Below are 24,419 nucleotides of genomic sequence, written 5' to 3' on the forward strand. Positions count from 1 at the left end.
GATGCGCCGGCAGCCGCCCGCGCTTGTTTTGCCGTTTGAAATAGCGATGCCTCAAGCCGCACCGGGTGCGCGAATCGGTGTTTCGGCCACGGGGGTGATCGGTGATTGGTGATTGACGCACGCCGCATCCGGGGTCAGGGGGCGGGCAGCGAGCGATCGGTCTTGCAGCGTTTCAGCGAAAGCGGTTTGGCTGAATAGATTCGCAGGACCGTGCCGGCCCCCCTGTCCACTTCCATCTCCATGCACGCGCAGCCATAACCGTGGCTTCCCGCGTTGGTGACAACCCAGCCCTTTGTCGACATGTCGGGAATCTCGTCGAACCCCGGAACCGGCGGCTCGCCCATCACGGAAAGCGTCCAACTGCCGTCCTTGTCGTCGAGCCACCAGTTGCCAGGCGTCGGGTTCTGCAACCATCCACAGCGATTTTCGCGGGTGCCCGAAACAGCATGGGCACTGAGCGCCATCAAAATGCAAAGGGCAAGCGCGGGTGCCGCGCGACGGGAACGAATGATTTTCATGTGAAAGACTTTCCGATCCAGGTACACCCTGGGCAAGGCAATTGTCGAAACGTTCGGCGACACAAACGCCATCAATGTCGCCACGCCTGCGGTATTCCGAACAATCTTACCTGCTCGCACGCGACCCTGGCCCTGAATGCGCGTCATGTCCACGCCCGAAACCGTTCAGTCTATGAGCGAAAACACCGGCAGACGTTTGCGTGTGCCATCGATAGAGTGTCTGCCATCTGACGGCACTGCGTAATCTGGCCGTGAAGCGTCGCCGTGCGCGTCGATCATTCGACGCTCTGCGGTGGGCTCGCTGTCCACGGCTTGCGAACGTCGTGCATTCGTCTCAAATTCAACCTCTTGCCCCCCATTGCCAGTCCCGGAGGTAGTCGTGCAACGTTTTACCCTGAATACCAAATTATTGCTGGCCTTGGGCCTGATGTGGATTAGCCTCCTGGTCATTTGCGCTTGGGGCTCATTCCACACGCGTCAGACCATGATCGATGAACGTGAGCTCGGCCTCAAAAGCGTTGTGGATTCGGCCACCAGCGTGATTAAAAGATATGCAGACGCGGTAGACAAGGGCACGCTCACGAAAGCCGACGCTCAACGGGATGCCCTTGCACAAGTGCGCGCCATGCGTTTCGGCGAAAGCGGCTATCTCTCGGTTTCCGACACGCACAATAACGTCGTGATGCATCCGATCAAGCCCGAACTGGACGGCAAGAACCTCGCCGGATTCAAAGACCCGGCGGGCAACTACGTGTTCCGGGAAATCTCGAAAATCGGCCGCACAGGCGGCGGGTACTTCACGTACCTGTGGCCGAAGCCCGGCCACGATAAGCCGGTTGGCAAGATCAGCCGCGTCGGATACTTCGCGCCGTGGGACTGGTGCGTCACGGGGGGCGTCTATACGGACGACATCAACGATGCCTTCTATCGGTCGCTGGCCCAGTGGGCCGGGCTCCTGGTAGTTCTCGGCGGCATCGTATCCGCGGCGATGCTGCTCATCATTCGCAACATCAAAAAGAGCCTGGGCGGAGAGCCTCACTATGCCGTCGAGATCGCCAGCCGCATTGCCGAGGGCGATCTCACGATGCGGGTCGACGTCAAGCCCGGAGACACCGCCAGCCTGCTCGCCGCCATGCGCCGCATGCAGGAAAGTCTCTCGTCTACCGTTGAGCGCATTCGCGGCGGCACCGAGTCGATCACGTCTGCCGCTCGCGAGATCGCAGCAGGCAATACCGATCTGTCGGCACGCACGGAAGAGCAAGCCGCCTCGCTGGAGGAAACGGCATCGTCCATGGAACAGCTCACGGCCACCGTCAAGCAGAATGCGGACAACGCGCGGCAGGCCAGCGCGATGGCGGTCAATGCATCCGAGATCGCAGCGCGTGGCGGAAGCGTCGTCGGACAAGTGGTCGGCACGATGCAGGACATCGCGTCCAGCTCCAGCAAGGTCGTCGACATCATTAGCGTGATTGACGGCATTGCGTTCCAGACCAACATCCTGGCCTTGAACGCGGCGGTTGAAGCCGCGCGCGCCGGCGAGCAAGGTCGCGGCTTCGCCGTGGTGGCTGGCGAGGTCCGGACGCTCGCACAGCGCAGCGCGGCGGCCGCGAAGGAAATCAAGGCATTGATCGAGAGTTCGGCGCAACAAGTTCGGGCCGGCTCCACGCTGGTCGAGCAAGCGGGCAAAACGATGGAGGACATCGTTCAGGCGGTTCAGCGCGTCACCGACATCATGGGCGAGATATCCGCAGCGTCGAGTGAGCAAAGTCATGGCATCGAGCAGGTCAATCGTGCCGTGACGCAGATGGACGAGGTCACGCAACAGAATGCCGCGTTGGTCGAAGAAGCGGCCGCAGCCGCCGCATCGATGGAAGAACAGGCGACGCGGCTGCAAGGTGCCGTAACCTCGTTCCAGATTGCCTCCGCACCGGCCGCAGAGGTGCGAATCACCGAGCGCCCCTACTTGGTCAGCGGTAAAAGACTCGCCGCCTGAGATGACCTGACGGCCCAGTTCGTCTCACTCACGGCTGGGTTGGGCATGTCGATGTCCGAACCGGCGAGGCCCGTCCCCTGGGCCTCGCCTACCCCACCCTGCCCTGGCTTAGTTTGCCGCCTGTAACATGCCGATTCGGTACTGGATCATCAACTGGTCGGCGTAGGACGAGTGCGAGCGCCCCTTGCTCTTCGTCCGATACGCCTGTGAGGCTTCCTTGCCACACCAGGGCAGGAAGACGGAAGGATCCGAAGGATGCTGGGGCACGTAGCGGGTGAAGTCGTAGACCTGACCACGAATCGCCATCCAGCAGTCGTTGCGGGTGTCATGGCGGGCGACTTCCGAGAGTGTGTAGTGTGTCTGGCGCGCGGGCGCTGCCTGGGGGGTGGGCGCTGCCTGGGGAGTGGGCGCTGCCTGAGGGTTGGGCGCTCCGGACGCCGCAGGCGCCTCGGGCAACCAGACGCTGGCCGCCCAGAACCCTCCCATGGCGAGGAAGAAAAGCATCGTGGAGAGAATGAAAAGTCGGCGCATTATCGGAAGTCGAAGCTCTCATATTGGATGGATTGGGCAGGCTGACCGAGTTCGCGCAGTCTCGCCGTGACAGCCTCTACCAGCCCTTTTGGGCCACAGATCTGCACCTGCCTTTGTCCGAGGCGAGTCACGCGGGACAATAGGGCCGGCACATCGGGAAGCGACTCGCCGCTGGCTTCGGCGATCAGCTCGAAAGTTGGGTCGACGTCGGCACGAGACTGCAACTCGTCGAGAAAGGCCGCTTCGCGTGCGTCACGGTATAGGTAGATCAGTGTCGTTGTCGGCGGAAGCTGCCCGCGACGGATCGCGGCCATGAATGGCGTGATGCCAATACCGCCCGCAATCCAGAGCTGAGGCTTTTCGACGTTGTCTGCCAGAAATCGCCCGAAGGGGCCTTGCAGCCGCACCAGCGTGCCTGGCTCGAGCGACTGGATGCGCCGGGTGCACGGCCCGAGGGCTTTGACGCCGACCGTGAGCACGCCGCCTGAACCGATTCCGCTTACTGAGAAGGGATGGAACTCCCCGCAGCCGCGATAGATGGGGCCATCGCCAAAGGCCGCGAGCACGAATTGCCCGGGCTTGACCGGGAACGCACCGCCGCACGGCGCGAGCGCTGCCTCGATCGTATCCGCTGCCTTCGGCGTCACGTGTGTGACCCGGTAGGGATGCGCGCTCAGCCCGCGATCCGTTGCCAGCAGACGCCAGGCGAGCGCTATCGTTGCCAGTCCGATGAATGCGAGAAAGGCGCCGGCTTCGCCCAGGATCACGAAGACATGCGCCAGCCCGCTGATCGCCCCCAGCGCAGTGAGGTAATGCAGCGCCCTCCAGCGCCGGTAGCCGATGCGTCGGCTGAACGTCGTTGCAAGTCCCGCCGTGAGCAGCAGCAGCCCGAACCATCCGAGCCATTCAGGCCAACTCAGATACCAGGGCGCAATGGCCTGCCATGCGGTACGGGGCGACGCCTCTAGCCCTGCCATCCCCAACGCCAAGGGATGGCATAGCAGCAGCACGTAGCCGATGACGCCGCCGCGATGATGCCAGCGGTACATGGTGTCCAGCCCGCCCAGCAAGCCGGACCAGCGGGGTTCGCGCACCATCAGCGCGAGGCTCCCCACCAACAGACCGGTGCCGGCCCAGCCGACGATGACTGCGATGGCACGCCAGATCGGCAAATTTTCCGGGAAGGCCCACGCCACGCCAGCGAGGCTGAGCGCGACGAGGAAGATCGGCGCGACCAGATCATGTGCCCTGCGACGCCCGCGCCGGGCGTTCATTGCAAGCGTCCCGTCGCCCGCAGCCGTTCGCACACTGCGTTGCGACCTGGCTCGACCATCGCGCCCGCCGGACGGGCGCGCGCGGCCATCAAGGCATGATGCGCTGCCTGGCAGGCATTGCATTCATCGTAGGAGCGAGCGCTGCGCACACAGCGCGGGTGCTCGATGGCGACGCAATCCACGCGCGTGCGCGTATGCCTACGCCACCACTCGCCTTCGTTTCGAGCGAACGTCACAGCATCTCAAGGGCGAGCGCAATCCCCTGGCCACCTCCGATGCATAGCGTCACGATGCCGCGTCGAGTGCCGCCCCGCCGCATCTGATGCAAGAGACGGGTGGTCAGGACCGCCCCGCTCGCGCCAATGGGGTGTCCATGTGCAATCGCACCGCCTTCCACATTGACGATGTCCTCCGCGAAGCCCAGTTCGCGCAGACATGCCAGCGCGATCGCTGCGAACGCCTCGTTGATTTCGACACGGTCTACGTCGCTCGTCGACCAGCCCGCGCGGTCCATGGCCTGTCGCACGGCCGGAATAGGTCCCAGTCCGAAGAAGTCGGGCGCGACGGCCCCAACGCCGTAGCTCACGATCCGTGCCATCGGCACCAGACTGTTGCGCTCCGCCCAGTCACGCCCGGCAACGATCATCGCGGCGGCGCCGCTGTTCAGGCCAGGCGCATTGCCCGCCGTGATCGTGCCGTCTTTGCGAAACGCCGGTTTAAGCGCAGCGAGCGAGGCGGCGGTGGTGTCGGGCCGATTGTGTTCGTCCCGGGCAAAGACGGTCGGTCCCTTGCGACCGGGGACTTCGACCGGCGCGATCTCGGCGTCGAACAGACCGGCCGCCTGCGCCTGGGAAAAGCGCTGCTGTGAGCGCAATGCCCAGCGGTCCTGATCTTCCCGCGAGATCCCGCACTTCGTCACGAGGTCCTCGGTATGCCACCCGGAATGCTGGCCGCTGAAGGCATCGTTAAGCCCGTCCATCAGCATGCTGTCGAACAGGGTCACGTCACCCATGCGCGCGCCCCAGCGCCCCTGCGGCAACAGGTACGGCGCGCGATCCATATTCTCCATGCCGCCAGCGATGGCGCAATCGATCATGCCGGCCCAGATCTCGGTGACTGCGCTCGCGATCGCCTGTGCGCCGGAGCCACAGACCCGGTTGACGGTGAGCGCAGGCACGTCGACCGGCAAGCCGCCCGCAATACCGGCCTGCCGTGACGGGTTCATCTTGACACCGGCCTGAATCACGTTGCCCATGACGAGCGATTGAACCTTGTCTGCCGACAGTCCCGAACGCGCCAGACTCTCGCGGACCGCCGCCGCGCCGAGCGCGGGCGCCGGCACATCCTTGAGCGCCCCGCCGTACGTGCCTATCGCAGTGCGGACCGGACTACACAAGACGACCTCTATGTTTTTCATGGACTTGCTCCTGACGGAAATGGCACGCAAGTCGCATCGCGCGCCGGATCGAGGTGGACCGTGCGGCACCTGAGGCGACGCGTACGCACCGATCGCGTGCGTGGTCAGCCGCCATGCCCCCCGGATTGCGCGAATCGATGCGAACGCCTGACTGGCGCGATCGCGCGCCGATGCCACACCAGTGTTCGCCATTCGACGCGTTATCCGGCCTAGCTTGGTGATATTCCAGAGATGGGTCCGAGCCCGAGGTCCACTGCCGTCTACACCTTAACGTACATGCTGTGGCCCGTGCGGACAGCACGAGATGCCTTGATGCAAGTCAATCATGTATCGCGCATGCGCCGGGTGATCGCGTGATCGGGCGATCCGCAAAAAGGAGCGGTCATTCGATTGAACGATGCCCCCGATCAATCAAAGTCCGTCAATGGGAAGCGCGGGTGCGGCGCTGAACCGCACCCGCGAATGCAGGGTCAGTGTCCGAGGAAGTCGACCACCATCCGGTTGAATGCCTGCGCATGCTCCCACTGCGCCCAGTGACCACACCGGCTGAAGACATGCATCTGCGCGTTCGGCAGGCCCGCCAGCAGCCGCAGCCCGACGTCCATCGGAACGAACCGGTCTTCCCGGCCCCAGACAATGAGCGTCGGCGCGGCGATTTCGCTCAGCCGGGCACCGTAGTCCGTGAATTGTTTCGGATTGGCTGCCAGGCTCTTCACAAAGTTCTCGAGATGGTCGCGGCGCGCGAGCATGTTATCGAGCCGGGCCTGCATGAGGTCGTCCGTGAGTGCGCTGGCGTCGAACACGAACACGTTCATCATCCGTTTCAGGTTCTCTATCGTCGGCGTCTTGTAGAGCCCGTTGAGCAACTTGATGCCTTCGGTCGGCATCGGCACGAACTGGCTCGGGCCACCGGTGCCGCCGCCCATCAGGATCAGCTTGCCGACGCGCTGAGGGTTCGCCAGCGCGAATGCCACGGCGCTGTGGCCGCCCATCGAATTGCCGATGATGTGCGTGCGCCCGATATCGAGGGCGTCGAGCACCCCCTTGAGCACCCTGGCATTGAGTTCCGAGCGCGAACCCGTGTTGACCACCGCGTCGCTCTTGCCCCAGCCCGGACAGTCGACCAGCAGCACGCGGTAACCCATGTCCACCAATGGCTCGATATTGCGGCTGAAATTCGCCCAGCCGGTTGCCCCGGGACCCGAGCCGTGCAACATCACGACCGTCTCGGCGCCGTTGCCGACATCGTTGTAATGAATGCGGAATGCGGTCTCACCGTCCTTGATGGAGACGAACCGGCTCGTTGAAACTTCCGTGATGGCCGTGTCGGCCGGATGAATTGCAGTCATGTTGCCTTCTTTCGCTACGAACATTGGAAAACGACGATGCGCAACGCGGCGTGCGCATCGCCCGTCACATCAGCGGCCGGGCTGCATGGCCGCACCGACGACGCGCGGCGCAAGCGTGCTCACCACCGTCAACGCAGCGGCGGCCGCGACCAGGATCAGCGGAATACTCGACGACACCAGCATCGATGCACTCTGTCCCAGCGCGAAGAGTTGCCCTGCGATCAGCGGTCCAAGCACCGATCCCAACCGACCCACGGCCACCGCCGCCCCCACGCCCGTACCCCGGACTTCCGTCGGATACGCCTGACCGGCCATCGAATACAGCACCGACTGACCACCGACGAGGAACAGACCGCAGAAGAAGGCTCCACAGGCCATCGTCACGGCGCCGATCGCGCCGGACAGTCCCGCGAGCGCCAGTGCGATACCGACGTACATACCGAGCACCGTAAGACGCGGCGAGCACCGATCCATCACGTTGGCGATGGCAATGGCACCGATACCTCCGCCCACGTTGAACATCATGATGGCTACGCCCGCTTCAGTGCGCGAGAGTCCGTTGGCCACCACCATCGACGGCAGCCAGTTCATCAAAAAATACAGCACGATCAGCGTGCCGAGATAACTGATCCAAAGCGCGATAGTCGTGCGGCGACGCCCTTCGCGCCACAGCGCGTGCGTGATGCTCGGTGCCTGGACCTTCGCTGTCACACCCAAGACCTGGACGGCCTTCGCCGCGACGAACTGTGCCGACTCGCGCAGGAAGAGGCCCAGCAGCGGCACCATCAGCAACGGGCCGAAGCCGCCGACATAGAACACGTGGCGCCAGCCCTCGGCGCTCGGGCTCACGATCCCGATCACCGCCGCAAGCGCAGCACCGAACGGCATGCCGCAGTACATCGCGCCGACGGCGGTATTGCGGTGAGCGTCCGGCGCGGCCTCCGCGCACAGGGCAATCAGGTTAGGCATGGCCGCACCAAGACCGAGGCCGGTCAGAAATCGAGCGCCCAGCAACGTTTCGAAGTTCCACACGAGCGTGGTCGCCAGCGAAAAGATGCCGAACATTGCGACGCAAAGCATCAGCACGTGCTTGCGCCCCCAGCGATCGGCGAGTCGCCCGCCGAGCGCCGCGCCCGGAAGCAGTCCAATGGCGCCAGCGCTGAACGCCCAGCCCATTTGCGCCACGCTCAGTCCGAATTCCTTTGCGATGCGCGGGGCAGCCACGCCTGCCGACTGAAGGTCAAGACCCTCGAGCAGTGCGATCGCCAGGCATAGTCCGATCGTGGCATACCGGCCTCGCGACGCCTCTGCGCCGCCTTGGGTTGTTGCGTTCATGGCTAATGTCTCCAGGTTTAAAGGTTGCCGCTCTTACTGGCGGCGAATCGTTTTTGAAACTGCGAATGAGGACCGCTCGATATGACTCGGCCCCCGATCCGACACACCACCCGACACACGACAGGACACTCGGCCCAGCGGGGCGGGACAGTCATTGGGGCTCAGGCGAACGTGGCGCGCACGTCGCCCAAGCCTTCGATTTGCGCGACAAATGTGCCCGCTTCGGTCACCGGCACCATCGGGCCGAGTGCGCCGGTCAATACGATGTCGCCCGCGCGCAGCGGCGTGCCAAGTTGCACCATGCGATCCGCGAGCCAGACAGCCGCGTTGAGCGGGTTGCCGAGGCAGGCCGCGCCGTTGCCGCGCGAGAGCACTTCGCCATCGCGCGAAAGCGTCATGGCGCACGCGCTCACGTCGAGCGCCGAGAGTCTCACCGGACGGCTGCCCAGCACGAACCGCGCGCTGGACGCGTTGTCGGCAACGGTGTCGACGAAGCGGATGTTCCATTGCTCGATGCGGCTGTCGACGACTTCCACGGCCGCCACGGCATAGGCGGTGGCGCGAATGATGTCGGCGAACGTATGCTTGCCGTGCGTCAAATCGTGTTCCAGCACCAGCGCAACTTCCGCCTCGACCTTCGGCTGGATGAACTGGCTGAGCGGCATCGGCTGCGCATCGCCGCAGGCCATGCCGGCGAATAGCGCGCCAAAGTCGGGCTGGTCCACACCGAGCTGCTTTTGCACGGCGAGCGAAGTCAGACCGATCTTGCGGCCGACGATACGTTCTCCGTTCGCGAGGCGCGCATCGACGTTGGTCTGTTGCACCGCGTAGGCGCTCGCCATGTCGTCGAGCGCAATTTCGCCGCGAATTGGCGCGACGCTCTGACGCGTTGCCTCGGCCTCGCGCAGACGCGCGGCGAGGGCCTGAATAACGTTCTGATTCGACATCGATGTCTCCTGCTGCATTACGCCGCCGCAGCCAGCGCCCGTTGTGGCGAGGCATGCATCGCGGCAAAGCCGGCGATCCACTCGGGAATCGGGCGGTAGTAGTCGATCGCGGCGTGGTACTGGCCGTACACGGCAAGCATCGAGAACGCCGCCAGCCAACTGCGGATCTCATGCGCCGACTTGCCGCCGTCGCGGGTGATCGCCGCGTTTGTCATGGCGTCGAGCGCGCTCAGCTCACCGCTCGACAGACGTTGCAGGAATGCACGGTCCCATGCCGGATTGAGCGGGTGCATCGCGCTCTGCCCTGCCGTGAACGACTTGGCTGCGGCCACGGTACGTGCCTGGCGGGCCGCGCGCGAATCGGGCGACGGGTTCCGGCCCGCGATCAGGCGTTCGGCGACTTCCTCGGTCGCCCCGATCAGCTCGGGCACCGGTGGCTCGTGAGAGATGCCGCCGGACCCGACGACCAGCACGCGTTTGTCCGTCTGCGCAAAGAATCGCCCGATTGCGTCGCCAAGCAGACGGGCGCGGCGCAGTGGCGCCATCGGCGGCGCAACACAGTTGATGAAGACCGGCACCACAGGATAGGTATCGAGGCCGCCGGTGAGCACTTCGAGCGCATAGGCGAAACCATGATCCACCTGCATGCGATACGACATCGCAACGTCGATTTCCGACGACAGCACCCACTCGGCGAGCGCATGCGCGGTCTCCGAAGGCACGGGCAATGTGCCGGCCAGACTCTTGAAGTCGCCGATGGCCGTGGCCTGTGCGCCGATGCAGAACGGCGGCATGACGTCGTAGAAAAAGCCATTGAAGTGATCGGGCGCGAACACCACAACCAGTTCGGGATCGAACGCGCGTACTCGCGCTCGCGCGGCTTCCTGCACGCGTGCCACTTCGGCCACGACATCGTCGGCCGGATCGAAGTAGCCGTGCAGGGGGGTATGCGAAAGACACTCAAGATGAATGGGCATGCTCAGGCTCCAGCGACGGTCGCGATGGCCACCACGGCGTCGCTCGACACCGGTGCAGCAGCGGGTCGACAGGCCGGGCGATGCGCGGCCCCCTGCGTCAGTGCGAGCTTGTCGGCCAGCTCGATCAAGGCCTGTGAGACGTCTTGCGGCGAGCACGCGCCCGCAACGAAGCGATCCGGACGCAGCAGCACGACCGAGGAAGACAGACGGCCGAACCAGTCCTTCAGGCGGTTCGACGGATCGCCGATGGCAATGACGCCCTCGGGGACATCGTCGGTGTGTGGCAACTGCACGTCGGGCTTGGCAAGCACGAAGCACACGCCGAGCGCCGCGGCACACGTCCGTGCCTGTGCACTCAGGCCGAAGGTCGGATCGGTGCCCCAGCCGAGCACGGCGAAGCGGTTGCCGATGACGTCGTCAAGCCGCTTCATCTCGCCCGCACTCGTGCGAACCGTCGGTTGAATGAAAAGCCGCCCGACCGGAGAGCTCGCCAGCGGATCGCGGCCATACACAAGGCGACCGAGCCACGACTCCCGCTTTTGACTCATCAGACCCAACAGGCGCCCCGGTGCGGTGCTGCCCGAACGCTCCAGCAGGCGGGCCAGCCTGCCGCCGCGATTGCGCGGCGGCGGCAGCAGCACGGCACCGTCCTCATAGCGCGGCATGGGTTTGAAGCGCATTTCCACGAAATAGCGCTTGACCGACGGGAACAGGTTGAAACTACGCACCAAGGTGTCGCGAAAACGCACGCCGATGCGCGTGGTCGGGGCGAAGATGTCGCCCGCCACCTCCGACAGGTGGATCATCGAGCGGGCATGCGCGCGGCGCTCTGCTGTATACGTATCGAGCAAGCGGGCATCGCACGTGCCCTTGGCGACCATCGCAAGCTTCCAGCCGAGATTGTTGGCGTCGCGTATACCGCTGTTGTAGCCCTGCCCTTGCCAGACCGGCATGATGTGCGCGGCGTCGCCAGCCAACAGCACGCGATCGACCCGGAAGGTATCGGCCAAGCGCGCGTTATGTGTATAGACACGCTTACGAATGTAATCGACCTTCTCCGGATACGAAACCACCTTGCGAATCAGCGCTGCCATGTTCTCCGGCCTGGACAAGGCTTCCTCGGTCTCGCCCGGCATCACCATGAACTCGAAGCGCCGAATACCATGCGGTAATGCGGCAGATACGTACGGGCGCTCCGGATCGCAATGCATGTAGACGTGCGGCGAGCCGACCGGATCGTTGCGGACATCGACGACAATCCACTGGTTGGGCTTCGTGCGCCCTTCGAACGGGATTTGCAGTGCCCGGCGCACGAGGCTGTTGCCGCCGTCCGCGCCAACCATATAGCGCGCGCGAACGGTGCGTGTCCGCCCGTCGTTCGTCTTTACGCAGAGCGTGACGCCCTGAGCATCTTGCGTGAATGCGTCGACACCGTGGCCAAACAGCACCTGCACATGCCCGAAGCGCTTGAGGCCCTCGAACAACACCCGATCGGCGAGCGGCTGAATGAACGCGTTGCGGCGTGACCAACCGAACTCGTCCGTACGCGGTTCGATCGACGCGAAACACAGGCCGTCACGTGTCACGAAGCGCATCCAGTGATCGGGCGTCGTGTGGGGCAGCAGTGCGTCGGCCAAGCCCACGGCCTGGAACACACGCAACGCCTCGTCGTCGAGGCCGATGGCGCGCGGATAGTCGATGAGTTGATCGAGCTTCTCGAGCACGGTCACCTGTACGCCCTGCAGGCCGAGAATGTTGGCCATCATCAGCCCGACGGGGCCGGCGCCGACAATGACGACGTCAGTGGTGACGTCTGCTGCCGCGTTGGACGCATTGACGAATGCGCTCATGTGTCTCGCTCCTTTGCTGTTGTTGAGCGCGAGCACGCCCCCGCGTCGTTCGCGCGTATGTTTGGCGTGCTGCGTCGGTTGAATCGGTCGCGGATCGTGTCGTCCGCTCTGGATCGAGATCGGGCTCGGATCGGCCGCATGGCGACTTGCCCTTGGCAAAGTCTGCTCACGCGGTAAGGACGGTGTCTCCGTTAGCGCTCTGATTTGGTGTGGAGTCTAGGCACGTCGCACAATGCGCTCAACAATTTATCCAAAACGTGCATACAATGCACAACGTTGATTTATTTGGGAATTTCCGGTGAGCCAATACGTGAATGTCCGAGGCCTGTCGCGCGGCCTTCGGGTGCTGCAGGCATTGAATGCAATGGAGCGCGGGCGCGCGACGGCCCTGCAATTAAGCCAGGCGACGGGCCTTCACCGCACGACGGTGCGGCGGCTGTTGGAGACGTTGGTAGAGGACGGCTTCGTGCGACGCAGCACCTCGGATGACACGTTTCGTCTGGCGCTGGCCGTGCGCTCGCTCAGCGAAGGCTTCACCGACGACGAGCGCATCGCGACGGTCGCCCCGCCGATCATGGGGCAATTGATGCAGAGTGTGGTGTGGCCGTCGGACCTCACTACGCCCGACGGTGACGCGATGATCATCCGCGAGACGACGCACCGCTTCAGTCCGCTGTCGTTTCACCGCGCGATGGTCGGTCGTCGATTGCCCATGCTGTTTACGGCAGCGGGTCGCGCCTACTTCGGCACGTGTCCCGACGCCGAGCGCGAGGACATTCTCGAGCTGTTGCGCAGCGGCGCGGGGGGGCATTACAACAGCGCTTCGCCAACGACGATGCATTCATTCGCAATCTTGTGCGCCAGACGCGTGAAGACGGCTTTGGTTCGAACCATGGCGACTGGCTGGATCAGCGCAAGATTGGCGCGGTCGCCGTGGCGATACCGTCGGCGGGACGCGTGCTGGCGAGCCTGAACGTGATTTACCTCGATCAGGCGCTGAGTCCCGCCGAGGCCGTGCGCCGATTCGTGCCGCCGCTGCAGGAGGCCGCAGCGCGCATGGTTGCCGCCTTGCAGTGACCCGCCGCTATTCGAGCTTGAAGCTCAGCTTGGCGGTGATTCGATAATTGACGATCTTGCCGTTTTCCACTTCGGCGGAGAGATCCTTGATATAGACGGATCTGACGTCGCGCAGCGATTTTTGCGCGGCGGCGACCGCTTTGCTCGCTGCGTCCTCCCAGCTTTGCGGGGATTCGGCAAGAATTTCGATCACTTTGACAATATTTTTTGACATGACGACTCCCGCGAAGGCCAATGGCAGTTCATGGGAGGTATCCCGGCCGAGGTTTGTGGCTGCCATAAGCCAATCATGGTCGCTGGCCCGCCTGCCGTGTTGACCGATGTCAAACGAAGCCACCCGGCCGCCATCCTCACGGTTAGCGGGTGTGCGACACCTACAGCGAGACGTGTGGCGAGATGTACGGCGAGACGTTCTGCGAAGTCGGTCCGACTACGTGGAAGCTACTCAGCCGAGCCACTCGCCCCTGATGCGCGTCAATACGGAACGGCGCACCTGACGGGCACATGCGGCGCTTCGCTCAGCAATGGCACGCCGCGCGTGCTGTCGACGGCGGCAGCACCGACAACACGGCGTCGGCCAGCACGCGTGCGACGCGTCGGATACTGCATCGCGCCCGGCCGTCCCCGGCGCCAGATATCGATCCGCCAGGACGGCATCGCTCACGACGTACGTCGAATCCGGCATTGCCTGCGTGGCAACTCCTCGGGCGTCAGGATCGATGCCAGCGTACGTGCAACTCCGCTTCGGCGTGCGCGTAATCGATGTCCAGCTTCCCACCGTAGGCATGGTGAATCGCACTGCTGATGTCTCGCGCGATATGCATTCCGGTGGTCGTGATCGATGTGCCGTCCTCGCCCGACGTGATCGCCATCACGCGCTCCATGGGATGCTCTCGATGCAGTCTTTGCGCGCGGTGACGCACAAGCCCAAGAATTTCCTCCCGATGGGCTGCCTCGAAGGCGCCGTCCAACACCAGGCGCGCGGCGGGCACACCATCGGTGGTGCGATGGCACGCCGAACACATGAGGGACGCAGCACCTTCAGGCACTGCGCACCATTGCCAGTGGCCACGGAGGAAGACGGCATGACAGACGGGGCATGCCGCTGTGGAGGGTGCGGCGCTTGGTTGCTTGTAACTGTCGGGAACGTGCGTATCCGAGAATCGATTCCAACTGACGGGCCGGACCATGGCAGCCCTTGCTCTGATTTTCATGGTTGAGACTCCTCGAAACGATGGCGCAGGCTTGTGTCGAATACACGCCTGCCAGGCATTCGTCGGCGGCATGGGAACGGCCGGAATCGAGCGCAATGTGCCGCAACATGTCGCGTTGCGCCGTGCAGACCCACCCGATATTGATACAGTACGCGGTTGCGCTCGCCGCAGCTTGGCCTGGATCAAATCGCATGACATCTCGCATGGCGCATTTTGATCCTGGGCCGACGGCACTTCATCGCGGCTGGCCCGAGCGAACTGTGCGATTCGCCACGATCAGCGCGGCAAGGCCGCCGGATCGTAGCGGTTGCGTGGATTCCATAGCATCCATCCGTCGGTGCCCGCCGAGTCGGCGGCGTCGGTTTGTGCCCTAATCTCGGCGGCGCCGAAGTCGCGATGATCGAATGCATAGTCCCGGAATGCCTGTAGCCACGGCCGAAACCTTACGCCGGGCAATCCGGTGCGGCGCATGGCTTGCGCGAGGGAGCGCGACACGATTTCGTCGGCGTGCTGCGTCGGCCGCTCGCACCCCGGCAGGCCCCGGCTGAATCCCGACGGATACAGCATTGGGGAAATGTAATCGACAAGCTCTCCGAGGGTTTCGAGTTGCTGCCCAATGGCCGTATCGTTGAGATTCCAGCAGACGTAGCCGAAGATATCGACCGAGATGTAGACGTTGTAGCGTAGCAGGCGCTCGCGAGCGGCCGTCAGGAATCCGGTAATGGCGCCGACCCGGTTTTCGGCCGTGTCGGCCTCCTGAAATTGGAGACCTTGCGCGTCGGGGAATCTCAGATAGTCGAATTGAATCTCATCGAACCCCATGCGCGCGGCCTCCTCCGCGACGTCGATGTTATGCATCCATGCGGCGGAAATCGTCGGGTCGATCCACCTGAGTTGCTCTCGGTCGCGCCACACTGCGCCCTGTGCGTCGCGCACTGCCCACGCCGGATGGGCTTGCGCCAAGGGGTCGTCCTTGAACACCACGATACGGGCGATGAGGTACAAGCCGCGATCATGCAGCGATTTCACCAGCGCCGTGAGATTCTCGACCCGAGGCCCGTTGGAGGGAACATGCGCCTGTGCGCCGATCTGCTCGCGCGCCCGGCTTCGATATGGGGTGAGCCCGCGATCGCCTTTGACGTCGATCACGAACGCATTGACTGCGGTGCGTTCGGGCAACGCCAGCGCCGCGTCGCGCAACACACGGCTCGAAATGCCATAAGCGGAAAGGTAGACGGCTTTGGGCCGGAAGCGCGTCATCGCGATCGTCTCGCGCGCTGCGCGGAGGATCGATGTTTGCGCTCTGGCATATCCCGGCGCCCGCACCGAAACGGCAAGCGCCGTCCCCGGTGCCAGGTCGGGGACCAGGAACGATCCGTCGCGGTCACTGACCCAGACGCGCTCTGCACTGACGACGGTCGCGCCCGCGATCGGTTGTCCCGTCGTCGCGTCAACGACGCGCGCCGCCAAGCCGTCCGCTGCGGTTGACGTCAAGGGTTGCAGGAGCACCAGCGCGAGGCTCCAGAATAGCCATCGCCTAATCATGGTGTCCTCCCGCCCACGCCCGTCACTTGCCGTGATCGATCGCGTAAAGCTGCTCGTGGCGACGCTGACACGCGGTGCATCGCTTTGCCGTGGGATACGCTTTCAGCCGGGCATGCGGAATCGCCTCGTGACAATCGATGCAAACACCGTACTCGCCAGTGCGCATGCGCTCCCGTGCGGCTTCAATATCCGAGAGTTGTCCGCGATAGTGGTCCGCCAGGGCATCGTCCAGGCGTTCGGCGGTCTCCTCATTCGCCAGGTCGACTTCGTCGCCAGGCTCTGGCGCCGAAGTCTCACCCACTGGCGAATCGGCAGCGTCAAGGAGGGTGCGAATGCGCAGCTCTTCCTTGTCGATCAGCGTTGCCAGCGCCGCGAGTCCCGGCTTTGTCAGGGGATCCATCTTCGCACTCCGGTCAAAGACGCAGGTCGGAATCTTCCGCCGTATGCCGGCGTCGAGCGATCATGGGCGCCGTCATGGCGCCCGCTGCGGCGGCAAGGGCAGCAATCGACGCCGCTGCGGCAATGCTCCGCCAAGGGTGATCGTGCACGTAGTGATCGGTGGTCTGTGCCCACCCCGAGACGCGCTTCCGGCTCGTTTTGCGCAATGCGTCGAGCTGCGCGGTGAGTTGCTGTAGCCGGGCGCTGAGCGCGAGGTGCGTTTCATTGGACGCGGGACGCGCATCGTCGGCGACATCGCGCAGCAATGCCTTGATGTCCGCAAGGAGTGCGTCAGCGTCGTGGACCAGCGTCTGGCGATGATTCAAGTGTTCCCTACGGATGTCGTTCATTCTTCGCTCCCATCGAGTCCGACAATGCCCCGCCGTAATCGGCGCCAGCCACCTTCACTATAGGCATCCGGTGGTGGCACAACATGATTTGGAACAAGCCGACGCCATGTCGGGACGCCACATCCCCACGCCCGAATTCCATGCGTGTCGGCAACGCGATTGGTGCCCGACACCGGTGACGTCGGCGATCTGGGCAATCGGCCCGTCGACCTCGCAGGCCCTCAGCGGGAATTCAGGCAGGCGACGACCTCGTCATCGCTGACCTGAGGAAACTTTCGGTAAAAATCGCCCACGGCGTTGAAATCGGACTCAGCCTCCAGGCAAACCACCTCGTCGGCAAACGGTGCGATGTCGCGCAACGCGTCACGGGGAGCGACCGGCACGGCACACACCAATCGGGCGGGTTTGCGCTGTCGCACTGAATGCAAGGCAGCAATCATCGACGCGCCTGTGGCGATGCCGTCGTCCACGACAATCGCCAGCCGGCCGTCGGCGCTCGTTCGCTGACGCGACGGGGTAAAGCGCGCTCGACGCCGCCGCAGGGTATCGAGTTGCACCATCCGCTCGTGTTCGATGTAGGCGCTATCGGCGCCCGTCAGGCTCGCGTGCGGCGTCAGATAGGTCCAGCCGCTTTCATCCACGGCGCCGACTGCCAGTTCGGCATTGCCGGGGGCACCCAGCTTGCGCACGAGTACAACGTCCAGATCGCCCCCAAGGGCGTCTGCCACGAGGGCACCAATGGGGACACCACCGCGCGGTATGGCAAGAATCAAGGGGTGCTCGCCCGAGTATATTTTGAGTGCGTCGGCGAGCTGACGTGCTGCGTCTGCCCTATCGGCGAATGGCATGATGGGTCTCCTTGGCGTGCGGGCGTCCCCGATAGGCGCAGCCGAGCCGTTCCGACTGGGCTGACTGAGTTGACTGCGCTTCGTGGTGGCCCGTGCGACAGACAGCCGTTCGGCCCGGCGGGTCAGACCGCCGACGGCTGAGTGCCGGGCACAAGATAGCTTGGCGTCTGATCGGCCGGCATCTGCGCCAGCTCATCGGCGGTGAGTCGAGCATAAACCTCGATCAAGTAGCCGCTGGGATCGCGCAACCACAGCTCATGCAACGGCGTGCCGCGCCAGGTCGTGCGCGGCGGCTTGACAATGGGCGCCCCCACGGCCATTGCCGCATGGTAGGCCGCGATCACTTGCGCCTTGTCGGCTACGCCCAGTCCAAGGTGATAGAGGCTGTAGGTGTCCAGCGGCTCCTCACTGTCATTGACCAGCAGCACGAGATTCAAATGCAACTGAGGCACCACGAACGTGCTGTAACGCGGCGTGGTGTCCTTGGGCGGGATGTTGAAAATGGCCCGATAGAAGGTCGTGCTCGCGGCGAGGTCCGCCACGCGCAGACTGACGTGGAACTCGTGTGCCTGCGGGAAGGCGATGGAATCGTCCATCAGATTGACTCCTGAAGATGCATTGTCGTTTTCGCCCGGTTGCCACGCCGCGCAATGACCCGAATCGGTTGCGCAATGCGGCTGGTTCGATGCAAGTTCGTGCGGGTTCGATATCTGCGGTCACGCTGCGCGGGCGGGCCGCATGTCGGCATGCGTGCGCCATGCGGGACCGTCGAGCGTTATCCCACGGCCCCGAACAGCAAGCCGACCCCTGCGGTGATCGCCATCGCCAGCGCGCCCCAGAACGTCACACGCCAGATGCCTTTGAGTATTCCGGCACCACCGGTATAAGCGGCCAGTCCCCCCAGCACCACCAGAAACAGCAGCGATGTGACGCCGACCACCGGCGCCACAAGACGGGCGGGGGATAACCACGCGCTCAGCAAGGGCAAGCCCGCCCCGATGGTGAAAGCCATCGCGGAATAACCGGCCGCTTGCAGCGGCTTGGCGCTCGCCACCTCGGAGATGCCGAGTTCATCGCGAACGTGGGCGCCGATGGCGTCCTTGGCCATCAACTGCCGCGCCACCTCCTTCGCGAGCGTTGCATCAAGGCCGCGCTGCTCGTAGATGCCGGCCAGCTCGGCGGCTTCACGCGCGCCATCGGTGGCCAGTTCTTCGCGCTCGCGTGCCACGTCCGCCTGCTCGGTGTCGGATTGCGAACTGACCGAGACATACTCGCCCGCCGCCATCGACATGGCGCCGGCGACCAACCCGGCCACCCCAGCCACGAGGACGGCGCTCTGTGTGGCGCTCGAAGCGGCGACGCCGATGATCAGGCTGGCGGTGGAGACGATGCCGTCGTTGGCGCCGAGGACAGCCGCGCGCAACCAACCGATGTGCTGTGTTCGGTGGCTTTCAAGATGAATTCTGGACATGACCTGCCATATCAGGGGGGTGACGATCATCTGATCGATATTGAGGCCGCCCTCCCGCGCTGCCGACGAACGGCATGAATATTCGCCACGGCGCGCGGGCCGAGCTTCCACATGAGCATCCTAACCATTTGACGGCGCTTCGGTTTGGCGAATGTCAAAAATTCCAGAATTCGACATTGCTCGGCAGCATGAGCGCGGAGCAACGTGTGTCGAGCTTCCTTTTGAATCTCTCGGGACGGTTCGATCCGCGTGGAAATTCACCGCGCGAATTCGCGCTGCGGATCACGCGAGACGATACCGGCAATCCTCTCGGCATGAAGCTCGAGACGGTCAGCCGGGCACGCTCAAGGTTTCATTGCAACGGCATCATCGCCGTTTCGGGGAAGTGGGTCACACGCACGGACCGAGAAGCGCTTCGTGGCCTGTAGAACGTGCCGGCCTGCGAACCCATTCAACGACGGTCGAATGGCCAGCCGGCGCCGGGCCGGCGTAGGTTACAGATTTTCACCTTCTTCGAAGAGATGATGACGAAGTGCATAACGCACCAGTTGCACCTCATTGGGCATTTGCATTTTTTCCATGAGGCGCATCTTGTACGTGCTGACCGTCTTGGGACTCACGCACAACGCAAGCGCGATATTGGTGAGCGGTTCGCCACGCACCAAGCGCCGATAGACTTCCAGTTCACGATTGGACAGGCGCCGATGCGGTACTTCGTCGCTATTTCCTTGAAAGCTCGACGCCAATTTTTCCGCGATCGACAGGCCGACGTAAGTGCCGCCGGTTGCGACGTGGCTGACCGCCGTGACGAGTTCCTCCGCCGCGCTCTCCTTCGTCAGATACCCCGCCGCCCCCGCTTGAAAGGCGCGAACGATGTATTGCTCTTCAGAGTGAATGGTGAGTACCAGGATGCGCAACGCGGGGTAAGCCTCCCGCAACCGCCGAATCAGCTCCAAACCGCTTCGTCCCGGCATCGACAAGTCGAGCAACAGCACGTTTGGCGCACAATCCTTGACCATCATGGGAATCTGAGCGCCGTCCGCCGCCTCGCCCACGACGTCGAATTCGCCCGCCCGCTCCAGGATGTGTTTCAGCCCGTTGCGCACTACGGCGTGATCGTCCGCGATCATGACACGTGTCATGCCTTGCCTCCGAATTTGTGGGCAACATATCCTCGCCTTGCTGCTGTGGAGCAGGGCCATTGCCTCGAATATCAAGTGACGGCGGCAGGGGCGGACAAACCGCGGCAGGATCTCGATCTATTCAGCGACCTGTTTCCAAACTATAGCGCCCTAATCCCAGAGCGCAAAGCACGGCTTTACCCGAGCGCTCGCCGATGTGGACCATTCTCGCTTTCGATGTCCGGGCACACGCCGAGCGGCGGCGCATTTACCTTGGCTTTCGAGGGATATCGGCATCCGACGCCGAGACATGAACCAGTAAAAGCGAGACTTCCTTCCAAACTGGGTAATGGTTGGATGGCTCTACGTCGAACGACTCGCCATCGGGCCCGGCGCACAATTTTTCACCCGCCTGTGCGTGGGTCGCGGCCGTTCCGGCCATTAAAGCGACATCCATTAGCGAATCAAAGTCGCCAATCCATTGGAGGACGCTTTTTCAAATGAAGTCAATTCGGCAGTTTTGACCGGTACTTATGGCATTGCCGAACGGGACAGCCCGTCTCGCGCATTCGGGCGGAAAGTGGGGGAAGTGCACGGTAATTCTGCATCGGCAGCCCGTCGGCGCACCTGACGAGAGGGAAGCCCGACGGGCGCCCTCCCCCATGTGCCCGAATGGCTGCACCTGCCAAACGATTTACTGGATCGTCAGCTCCCGCTGGCCGGCGTCGGCCCGCTTCGGCAACACCAGTTCGAGCACGCCGTCGCGATAGCTTGCCTGGGCCTTGTCTCTGTCGACGGCCTGCGACAACGTGAAGCTGCGATACATATCGCCTTCGTAACGTTCGCGGTGCACGAAGTTTCCGTTGTCCTTCTTCTCCGTTGCGTTGCTGACATGCGCGCTGATGGAGACTTGATTCCCCTCCAACGCTACCTTGATGTTCTCTTTGGTGACGCCGGGTATGTCGGCACGCACGGTAAATTGCTTGTCGTCTTCCTCGATATCCAGCTTGATCTGCATGCGCTTGGAACTCTCCAGCGCGAGCGGACGCCAGAACGCGTTGCGAATGAGATTCTCGAAAGGCTCGTCAAAACTCAATGGATCGAATCGGGTAATGTTTGCCATGACTGACTCCGTGGGATGGGATGTTGCAGTGCGCCTGGCTGCGGCGGGTCGCGTCTGTCGAAGCGTTGCATTCGCCGCGATCCATGGTGCACGCTATTCAATCTATGACGTGGTGGCGTCGGCGGATTGACTGACATCAAGAGAAGACCGCGCGACGGCCGTCAGTGGGAAGGCGAGAAGGCAAACCCCAGCCAGACGGCGGCCATCACAAACACGAGTCCCGGGAGGACGATCCTCGCAAACTGCGGTCCGCCGGAAATCAGCGCTGCGATTCCCTTGGCCGCTGCGTTTGTGGTGGCCCCTGCGAGTATCGGCAGCCCGGCATCTGCAATGTCCAGATGCCCCTGCTGCGCCAGCGCCGAGATGCTTGCCGCAACGGAATGCGCATCGGCGAGCCCGCCCACCATCGCCACGACCAGCAAGCCCGTCTTCCCGAACCAGTGCGATAGCGCCCCCGAGGCCAGCATGACGAGCGACACACTCAGCGTCAACACCAATGCCGACTTCAGGTCGATGCCCGGACCGACGGGCACCGTTTGCGGCAAGGCCTGCCGACTCGCGCGCCAGAGCGCCCATAGCGCATATAGCAGTGCTGCGAACGCGCCAGCGCCGAGTGGCAACGCCAGATCGATCAGAACGCTCGGAAAGATCGTTCCGATAACGATCGCCAACTGAATCATCGTTGCGATGGTCGAAAGCACTGCACCCGCTGCAGCGGCGAGCAACAACTCAGGATTGCGCCTGCCTTGCGTCCCCATCGCGCCGATGGTCGCGATGCTCGACGCGAAGCCGGAAACAAAGCCCGTCACCGGAAGCCCCGCGCCTGGCCCGAGCGCGCGCTGCGCGAAATGTCCGATGACGGCGATTGACAACATGACGACCGTAAAGCGCCAGATCGTATGGGGATTGAGTGACTGGAACGTATCGATAGGCCGGTCCGGCAGGATCGGCAGAATGACCAACGCGGCCACCGCGAGCAACAGGAGGTCTTGCAACTCGGTTTCCGTCACGCCCCGGGTCACGAGGCGGTGCAAGTGAAACCGCACTTGCATCACGCTTGCGACGGCCACGGCGATCGCCATCGACAAGGCAGCGTGACGCAGGGCCATCGCGCCCAGCAACAGGGTGAGGATCAGCGAGATCTCGGTCGTGAGGCCAGGGTCGTCGTGTGGACGCATATACGCTGCGATCAACAGTGCCCCAAGCGCCAGCACGACGGCCGACACGAGCCAGATCCCGCCCAGCGACACTGCCACGGCCCCGAGAACGGCGGTCAACGCGAACGTCCTGATGCCTGCGGCCGCGCGTTCGTGAGTCGCGCCTTTGCGACGTTCGCGTTCGGCACCGATCAGCAAGCCGATCGCAAGGGCCGTCGCGTACGGCAAAGCGTCGAGCATAGGTTCGTTCATCGCGTGCCCGTTCGTTACCAATGAGTCCACCGATTAGCATAGCCGACCCGGATCGGCGAGCGCGCGCTGTCATCTACAATGTTGATCGAGCGCAACGGTCCCGGCCCGCAGGCGGCCTATGCTGGTAATGATGCATCATTTACAAGGAACGCCGTCCCCGGCGAGTTCGACCATGGAACCTGTCTCCCAACTGCTATCGCCTCACGGCTTTCCGAAGCCGTTCCGACGGATCCTTGTTGCCGTCGATCCGGGCGGCGCATCGCTGAACGCCATCCCCTACACGGCGCACCTCTGTTCGCGAGACACGCAAGTCTTGTTGCTCGGTTTCTTCGAGGACCCCGAGGCCTACCTTCGGCCGCACTCGCGAACCCAGGCGGAGGTTCACGACGCGTTCGACGAACTCAGGCGGGACGAGTTGGCGGCACTGAACGGTGCGCAAGCGGCACTGCAAGGGACCGGCGCTCAGGTCCATATGCGTCTGCTGGGCCCTGCGCTGGGAAATCGGGAAATATCGGCGGGCATCGCCCGAGTCGCCGACGAATGGAACGCGGAGCTGGTGGTCGTGGGCGCCGAGCCCGCCGCCGGGATCTCGGCCGTGTTTGCCACAAAGGTGTCTGCCGTGCTGGCCGAGCACACGCATCGCGCCATCCTCGTGATTCCCAGAGACGCGACGCCATCGTCATTGCACCACGCGCGCCGGATACTGTTTGCGGTCGACGGCAGCGACGCCTCGCTGCACGCGGTGCGAGTCGGCATGCAGCTTGCTCCGGCGCACGCCGATCTGTTGGCGGTGTACGTGGAGGACAGGGGCGTCGACGTGGCGGAATTGACGGACTCGCTTCTCCCGGCGTCGCACGGCACCCCCAAGGCCGCGAGCGCATTGACGCGCGCCACGGCGATCATGTCCGAACTGGGGTCGAAGCCGACAATCGAAAGCCGGGTGACGCATACACACCTGACGGAAGATGTCGCTGGCGCCGTGCTCCGAGCGTCGCGCGAATGGGATGCCGATCTGGTGGTCGTGGGCGCACAGGACCGCAACGGCATGTTTTCGTGGTTCACCGGCCACGAGAACGAGCGCATCGCCCGCACGATCGATCGTCCTTTGTTGGTCGTCAACGTGGCAGGCTGAGACCTTGTAGCGAGCCCGCGCGGGCGCGCTATGGATTGGGCGACTTGACGACGAGTACGGGCCGATCGGCGTGTTGCAGCAAGCGATTGGCCTCGCTTCCAAGCGCGAGCCGTGCGAGGCCTCGTCGGCCGTGTGAACCGGTGATCACAAGATCCGCGCCCACACGCCGCGCCTCCGTAAGCACACGGTCCGCAATATGGGTATGGTTGTCGATCAACGGCAACGTCGCGAAGTCGGCCGCAATGCCTTCGCGCGCCAAAATACCCAGGGCCGCTTCGCGAACCGCCAGCGTCTCGGCACCGAGCCCGTGTTGCATGTCGGCTACCGACGGCAGCGCGGCAGCCATCAAGGGGAAATAGAGTGCCGGGTCGACTTCGACATAGGCGACGCGAAGGCTCGCCCCTAGCGCGCGGGCAAGCCGGGCCGCATGGATCAAGGCCGTTTCCGACGGTTGACTGGCATCGAAGGCCACGAGAATGTTGCGGTACATGATGCCTTTA

Annotated in this window: 24 protein-coding genes and 2 pseudogenes; 5 read left to right on the plus strand and 21 right to left on the minus strand. The window is 63.7% G+C overall.

Translation table 11 applies throughout. From position 1 onward, the window contains the following. Window positions 1–134: 134 nt before the first annotated feature. Entirely contained in the window at window positions 135–665 is a 531-nt protein-coding gene (locus tag ACE3UG_RS00200) for a DUF4087 domain-containing protein (RefSeq protein ID WP_374618222.1), read from the minus strand. A gap of 232 nt (window positions 666–897) precedes the next feature. Here ACE3UG_RS00200 and ACE3UG_RS00205 point away from each other — a divergent pair, with 232 nt between their 5' ends. Next, window positions 898–2,511, plus strand: coding sequence for a methyl-accepting chemotaxis protein (locus ACE3UG_RS00205; protein ID WP_374618632.1), 1,614 nt, complete (start codon window positions 898–900; stop codon window positions 2,509–2,511). Between the two features lie 108 nt (window positions 2,512–2,619). On the opposite strand, the gene ACE3UG_RS00210 is transcribed toward ACE3UG_RS00205, so the two are convergent. The 8 genes from ACE3UG_RS00210 to ACE3UG_RS00245 all read right to left on the minus strand — a co-directional run bounded on the left by ACE3UG_RS00210 (window position 2,620) and on the right by ACE3UG_RS00245 (window position 12,191). Further along, window positions 2,620–3,042 carry a cytochrome b5 domain-containing protein gene (locus tag ACE3UG_RS00210; protein ID WP_374618224.1) on the minus strand — a complete coding sequence of 141 codons (423 nt, stop codon included), beginning with the start codon at window positions 3,040–3,042 and terminating at the stop codon, window positions 2,620–2,622. Further along, the gene (locus tag ACE3UG_RS00215; protein WP_374618226.1) at window positions 3,042–4,316 is read right to left on the minus strand and encodes a ferric reductase-like transmembrane domain-containing protein; all 1,275 of its coding nucleotides are present in this window, start codon (window positions 4,314–4,316) and stop codon (window positions 3,042–3,044) included. The genes ACE3UG_RS00210 and ACE3UG_RS00215 overlap by 1 nt, the downstream gene beginning before the upstream one ends. 232 nt (window positions 4,317–4,548) lie before the next feature. Further along, entirely contained in the window at window positions 4,549–5,733 is a 1,185-nt protein-coding gene (locus tag ACE3UG_RS00220) for an acetyl-CoA C-acyltransferase (protein ID WP_374618227.1), read from the minus strand. A gap of 470 nt (window positions 5,734–6,203) precedes the next feature. After that, window positions 6,204–7,082: an alpha/beta fold hydrolase gene (locus tag ACE3UG_RS00225; RefSeq protein WP_374618229.1), complete on the minus strand. Its 879-nt coding sequence runs from the start codon at window positions 7,080–7,082 to the stop codon at window positions 6,204–6,206. A 69-nt stretch (window positions 7,083–7,151) separates the two neighbouring features. Next, window positions 7,152–8,417 (minus strand): 3-(3-hydroxy-phenyl)propionate transporter MhpT, encoded by a 1,266-nt coding sequence (mhpT, locus tag ACE3UG_RS00230; protein ID WP_374618231.1) that lies wholly within the window; start codon window positions 8,415–8,417, stop codon window positions 7,152–7,154. A gap of 161 nt (window positions 8,418–8,578) precedes the next feature. Further along, window positions 8,579–9,364 carry a 2-keto-4-pentenoate hydratase gene (gene mhpD / locus ACE3UG_RS00235; RefSeq protein ID WP_374618233.1) on the minus strand — a complete coding sequence of 262 codons (786 nt, stop codon included), beginning with the start codon at window positions 9,362–9,364 and terminating at the stop codon, window positions 8,579–8,581. Window positions 9,365–9,381: 17 nt separating this feature from the next. Next, window positions 9,382–10,341, minus strand: a complete 960-nt coding sequence (locus ACE3UG_RS00240) for a 3-carboxyethylcatechol 2,3-dioxygenase (protein ID WP_374618234.1) — start codon at window positions 10,339–10,341, stop codon at window positions 9,382–9,384. 2 nt (window positions 10,342–10,343) lie between these two features. Next, window positions 10,344–12,191, minus strand: a complete 1,848-nt coding sequence (locus tag ACE3UG_RS00245; RefSeq protein WP_374618236.1) for a bifunctional 3-(3-hydroxy-phenyl)propionate/3-hydroxycinnamic acid hydroxylase — start codon at window positions 12,189–12,191, stop codon at window positions 10,344–10,346. A gap of 298 nt (window positions 12,192–12,489) precedes the next feature. Between ACE3UG_RS00245 and ACE3UG_RS00250 the strand changes: the two are divergent. After that, window positions 12,490–13,268, plus strand: a pseudogene (locus ACE3UG_RS00250) (DNA-binding transcriptional regulator). Window positions 13,269–13,275: 7 nt separating this feature from the next. Here ACE3UG_RS00250 and ACE3UG_RS00255 read toward each other — a convergent pair. After that, window positions 13,276–13,548, minus strand: a complete 273-nt coding sequence (locus ACE3UG_RS00255; RefSeq protein ID WP_374618237.1) for a dodecin family protein — start codon at window positions 13,546–13,548, stop codon at window positions 13,276–13,278. Between the two features lie 430 nt (window positions 13,549–13,978). Next, window positions 13,979–14,554, minus strand: a complete 576-nt coding sequence (locus ACE3UG_RS00260; RefSeq protein WP_374618238.1) for a BCAM0308 family protein — start codon at window positions 14,552–14,554, stop codon at window positions 13,979–13,981. Between ACE3UG_RS00260 and ACE3UG_RS00265 the strand changes: the two genes are divergently transcribed. Beyond that, a complete protein-coding gene (locus tag ACE3UG_RS00265) occupies window positions 14,457–14,699 on the plus strand; it encodes a hypothetical protein (RefSeq protein ID WP_374618666.1) in 243 nt (80 codons plus the stop codon). The two genes, ACE3UG_RS00260 and ACE3UG_RS00265, sit on opposite strands and share 98 nt — an antisense overlap. A 59-nt stretch (window positions 14,700–14,758) precedes the next feature. On the opposite strand, the gene ACE3UG_RS00270 is transcribed toward ACE3UG_RS00265, so the two are convergent. The 6 genes from ACE3UG_RS00270 to ACE3UG_RS00295 all read right to left on the minus strand — a co-directional run bounded on the left by ACE3UG_RS00270 (window position 14,759) and on the right by ACE3UG_RS00295 (window position 19,134). After that, complete coding sequence (locus tag ACE3UG_RS00270; RefSeq protein ID WP_374618239.1) at window positions 14,759–16,027, minus strand: putative glycoside hydrolase; 1,269 nt, start codon at window positions 16,025–16,027, stop codon at window positions 14,759–14,761. Window positions 16,028–16,049: 22 nt separating this feature from the next. Next, on the minus strand, window positions 16,050–16,427 hold the full coding sequence (locus ACE3UG_RS00275) for a TraR/DksA family transcriptional regulator (RefSeq protein WP_374618240.1): 378 nt from the start codon (window positions 16,425–16,427) through the stop codon (window positions 16,050–16,052). Window positions 16,428–16,440: 13 nt separating this feature from the next. After that, complete coding sequence (locus ACE3UG_RS00280) at window positions 16,441–16,815, minus strand: YqjD family protein (protein ID WP_374618242.1); 375 nt, start codon at window positions 16,813–16,815, stop codon at window positions 16,441–16,443. A gap of 221 nt (window positions 16,816–17,036) precedes the next feature. Then, window positions 17,037–17,663, minus strand: a complete 627-nt coding sequence (locus ACE3UG_RS00285) for a phosphoribosyltransferase (RefSeq protein ID WP_374618243.1) — start codon at window positions 17,661–17,663, stop codon at window positions 17,037–17,039. 122 nt (window positions 17,664–17,785) lie between these two features. Continuing rightward, the gene (locus ACE3UG_RS00290) at window positions 17,786–18,259 is read right to left on the minus strand and encodes a VOC family protein (RefSeq protein WP_374618245.1); all 474 of its coding nucleotides are present in this window, start codon (window positions 18,257–18,259) and stop codon (window positions 17,786–17,788) included. Between the two features lie 179 nt (window positions 18,260–18,438). Continuing rightward, window positions 18,439–19,134: a VIT family protein gene (locus ACE3UG_RS00295; RefSeq protein WP_374618246.1), complete on the minus strand. Its 696-nt coding sequence runs from the start codon at window positions 19,132–19,134 to the stop codon at window positions 18,439–18,441. A gap of 176 nt (window positions 19,135–19,310) precedes the next feature. On the opposite strand from ACE3UG_RS00295, the pseudogene ACE3UG_RS00300 reads away from it, so the two are divergent. Further along, window positions 19,311–19,562: pseudogene (locus tag ACE3UG_RS00300) on the plus strand (helix-turn-helix domain-containing protein); the annotation flags it as partial. Window positions 19,563–19,628: 66 nt separating this feature from the next. Here the strand turns inward: ACE3UG_RS00300 and ACE3UG_RS00305 are convergent. From ACE3UG_RS00305 to ACE3UG_RS00315, 3 genes are all read right to left on the minus strand, one after another. Then, window positions 19,629–20,276, minus strand: a complete 648-nt coding sequence (locus tag ACE3UG_RS00305; protein WP_374618248.1) for a response regulator — start codon at window positions 20,274–20,276, stop codon at window positions 19,629–19,631. A gap of 673 nt (window positions 20,277–20,949) precedes the next feature. Beyond that, a complete protein-coding gene (locus tag ACE3UG_RS00310) occupies window positions 20,950–21,378 on the minus strand; it encodes an Hsp20 family protein (protein ID WP_374618250.1) in 429 nt (142 codons plus the stop codon). A gap of 161 nt (window positions 21,379–21,539) precedes the next feature. Further along, window positions 21,540–22,787 carry an MgtC/SapB family protein gene (locus ACE3UG_RS00315; RefSeq protein WP_374618251.1) on the minus strand — a complete coding sequence of 416 codons (1,248 nt, stop codon included), beginning with the start codon at window positions 22,785–22,787 and terminating at the stop codon, window positions 21,540–21,542. 172 nt (window positions 22,788–22,959) lie between these two features. Here ACE3UG_RS00315 and ACE3UG_RS00320 point away from each other — a divergent pair, with 172 nt between their 5' ends. Then, the gene (locus tag ACE3UG_RS00320) at window positions 22,960–23,919 is read left to right on the plus strand and encodes a universal stress protein (RefSeq protein WP_374618253.1); all 960 of its coding nucleotides are present in this window, start codon (window positions 22,960–22,962) and stop codon (window positions 23,917–23,919) included. Window positions 23,920–23,947: 28 nt separating this feature from the next. Here the strand turns inward: ACE3UG_RS00320 and ACE3UG_RS00325 are convergent, their stop codons facing one another. Next, a complete protein-coding gene (locus ACE3UG_RS00325; RefSeq protein ID WP_374618254.1) occupies window positions 23,948–24,409 on the minus strand; it encodes a universal stress protein in 462 nt (153 codons plus the stop codon). Window positions 24,410–24,419: the final 10 nt, after the last annotated feature.

The sequence above is a fragment of the Pandoraea sp. genome (assembly GCF_041919235.1).
Classification (GTDB): domain Bacteria; phylum Pseudomonadota; class Gammaproteobacteria; order Burkholderiales; family Burkholderiaceae; genus Pandoraea.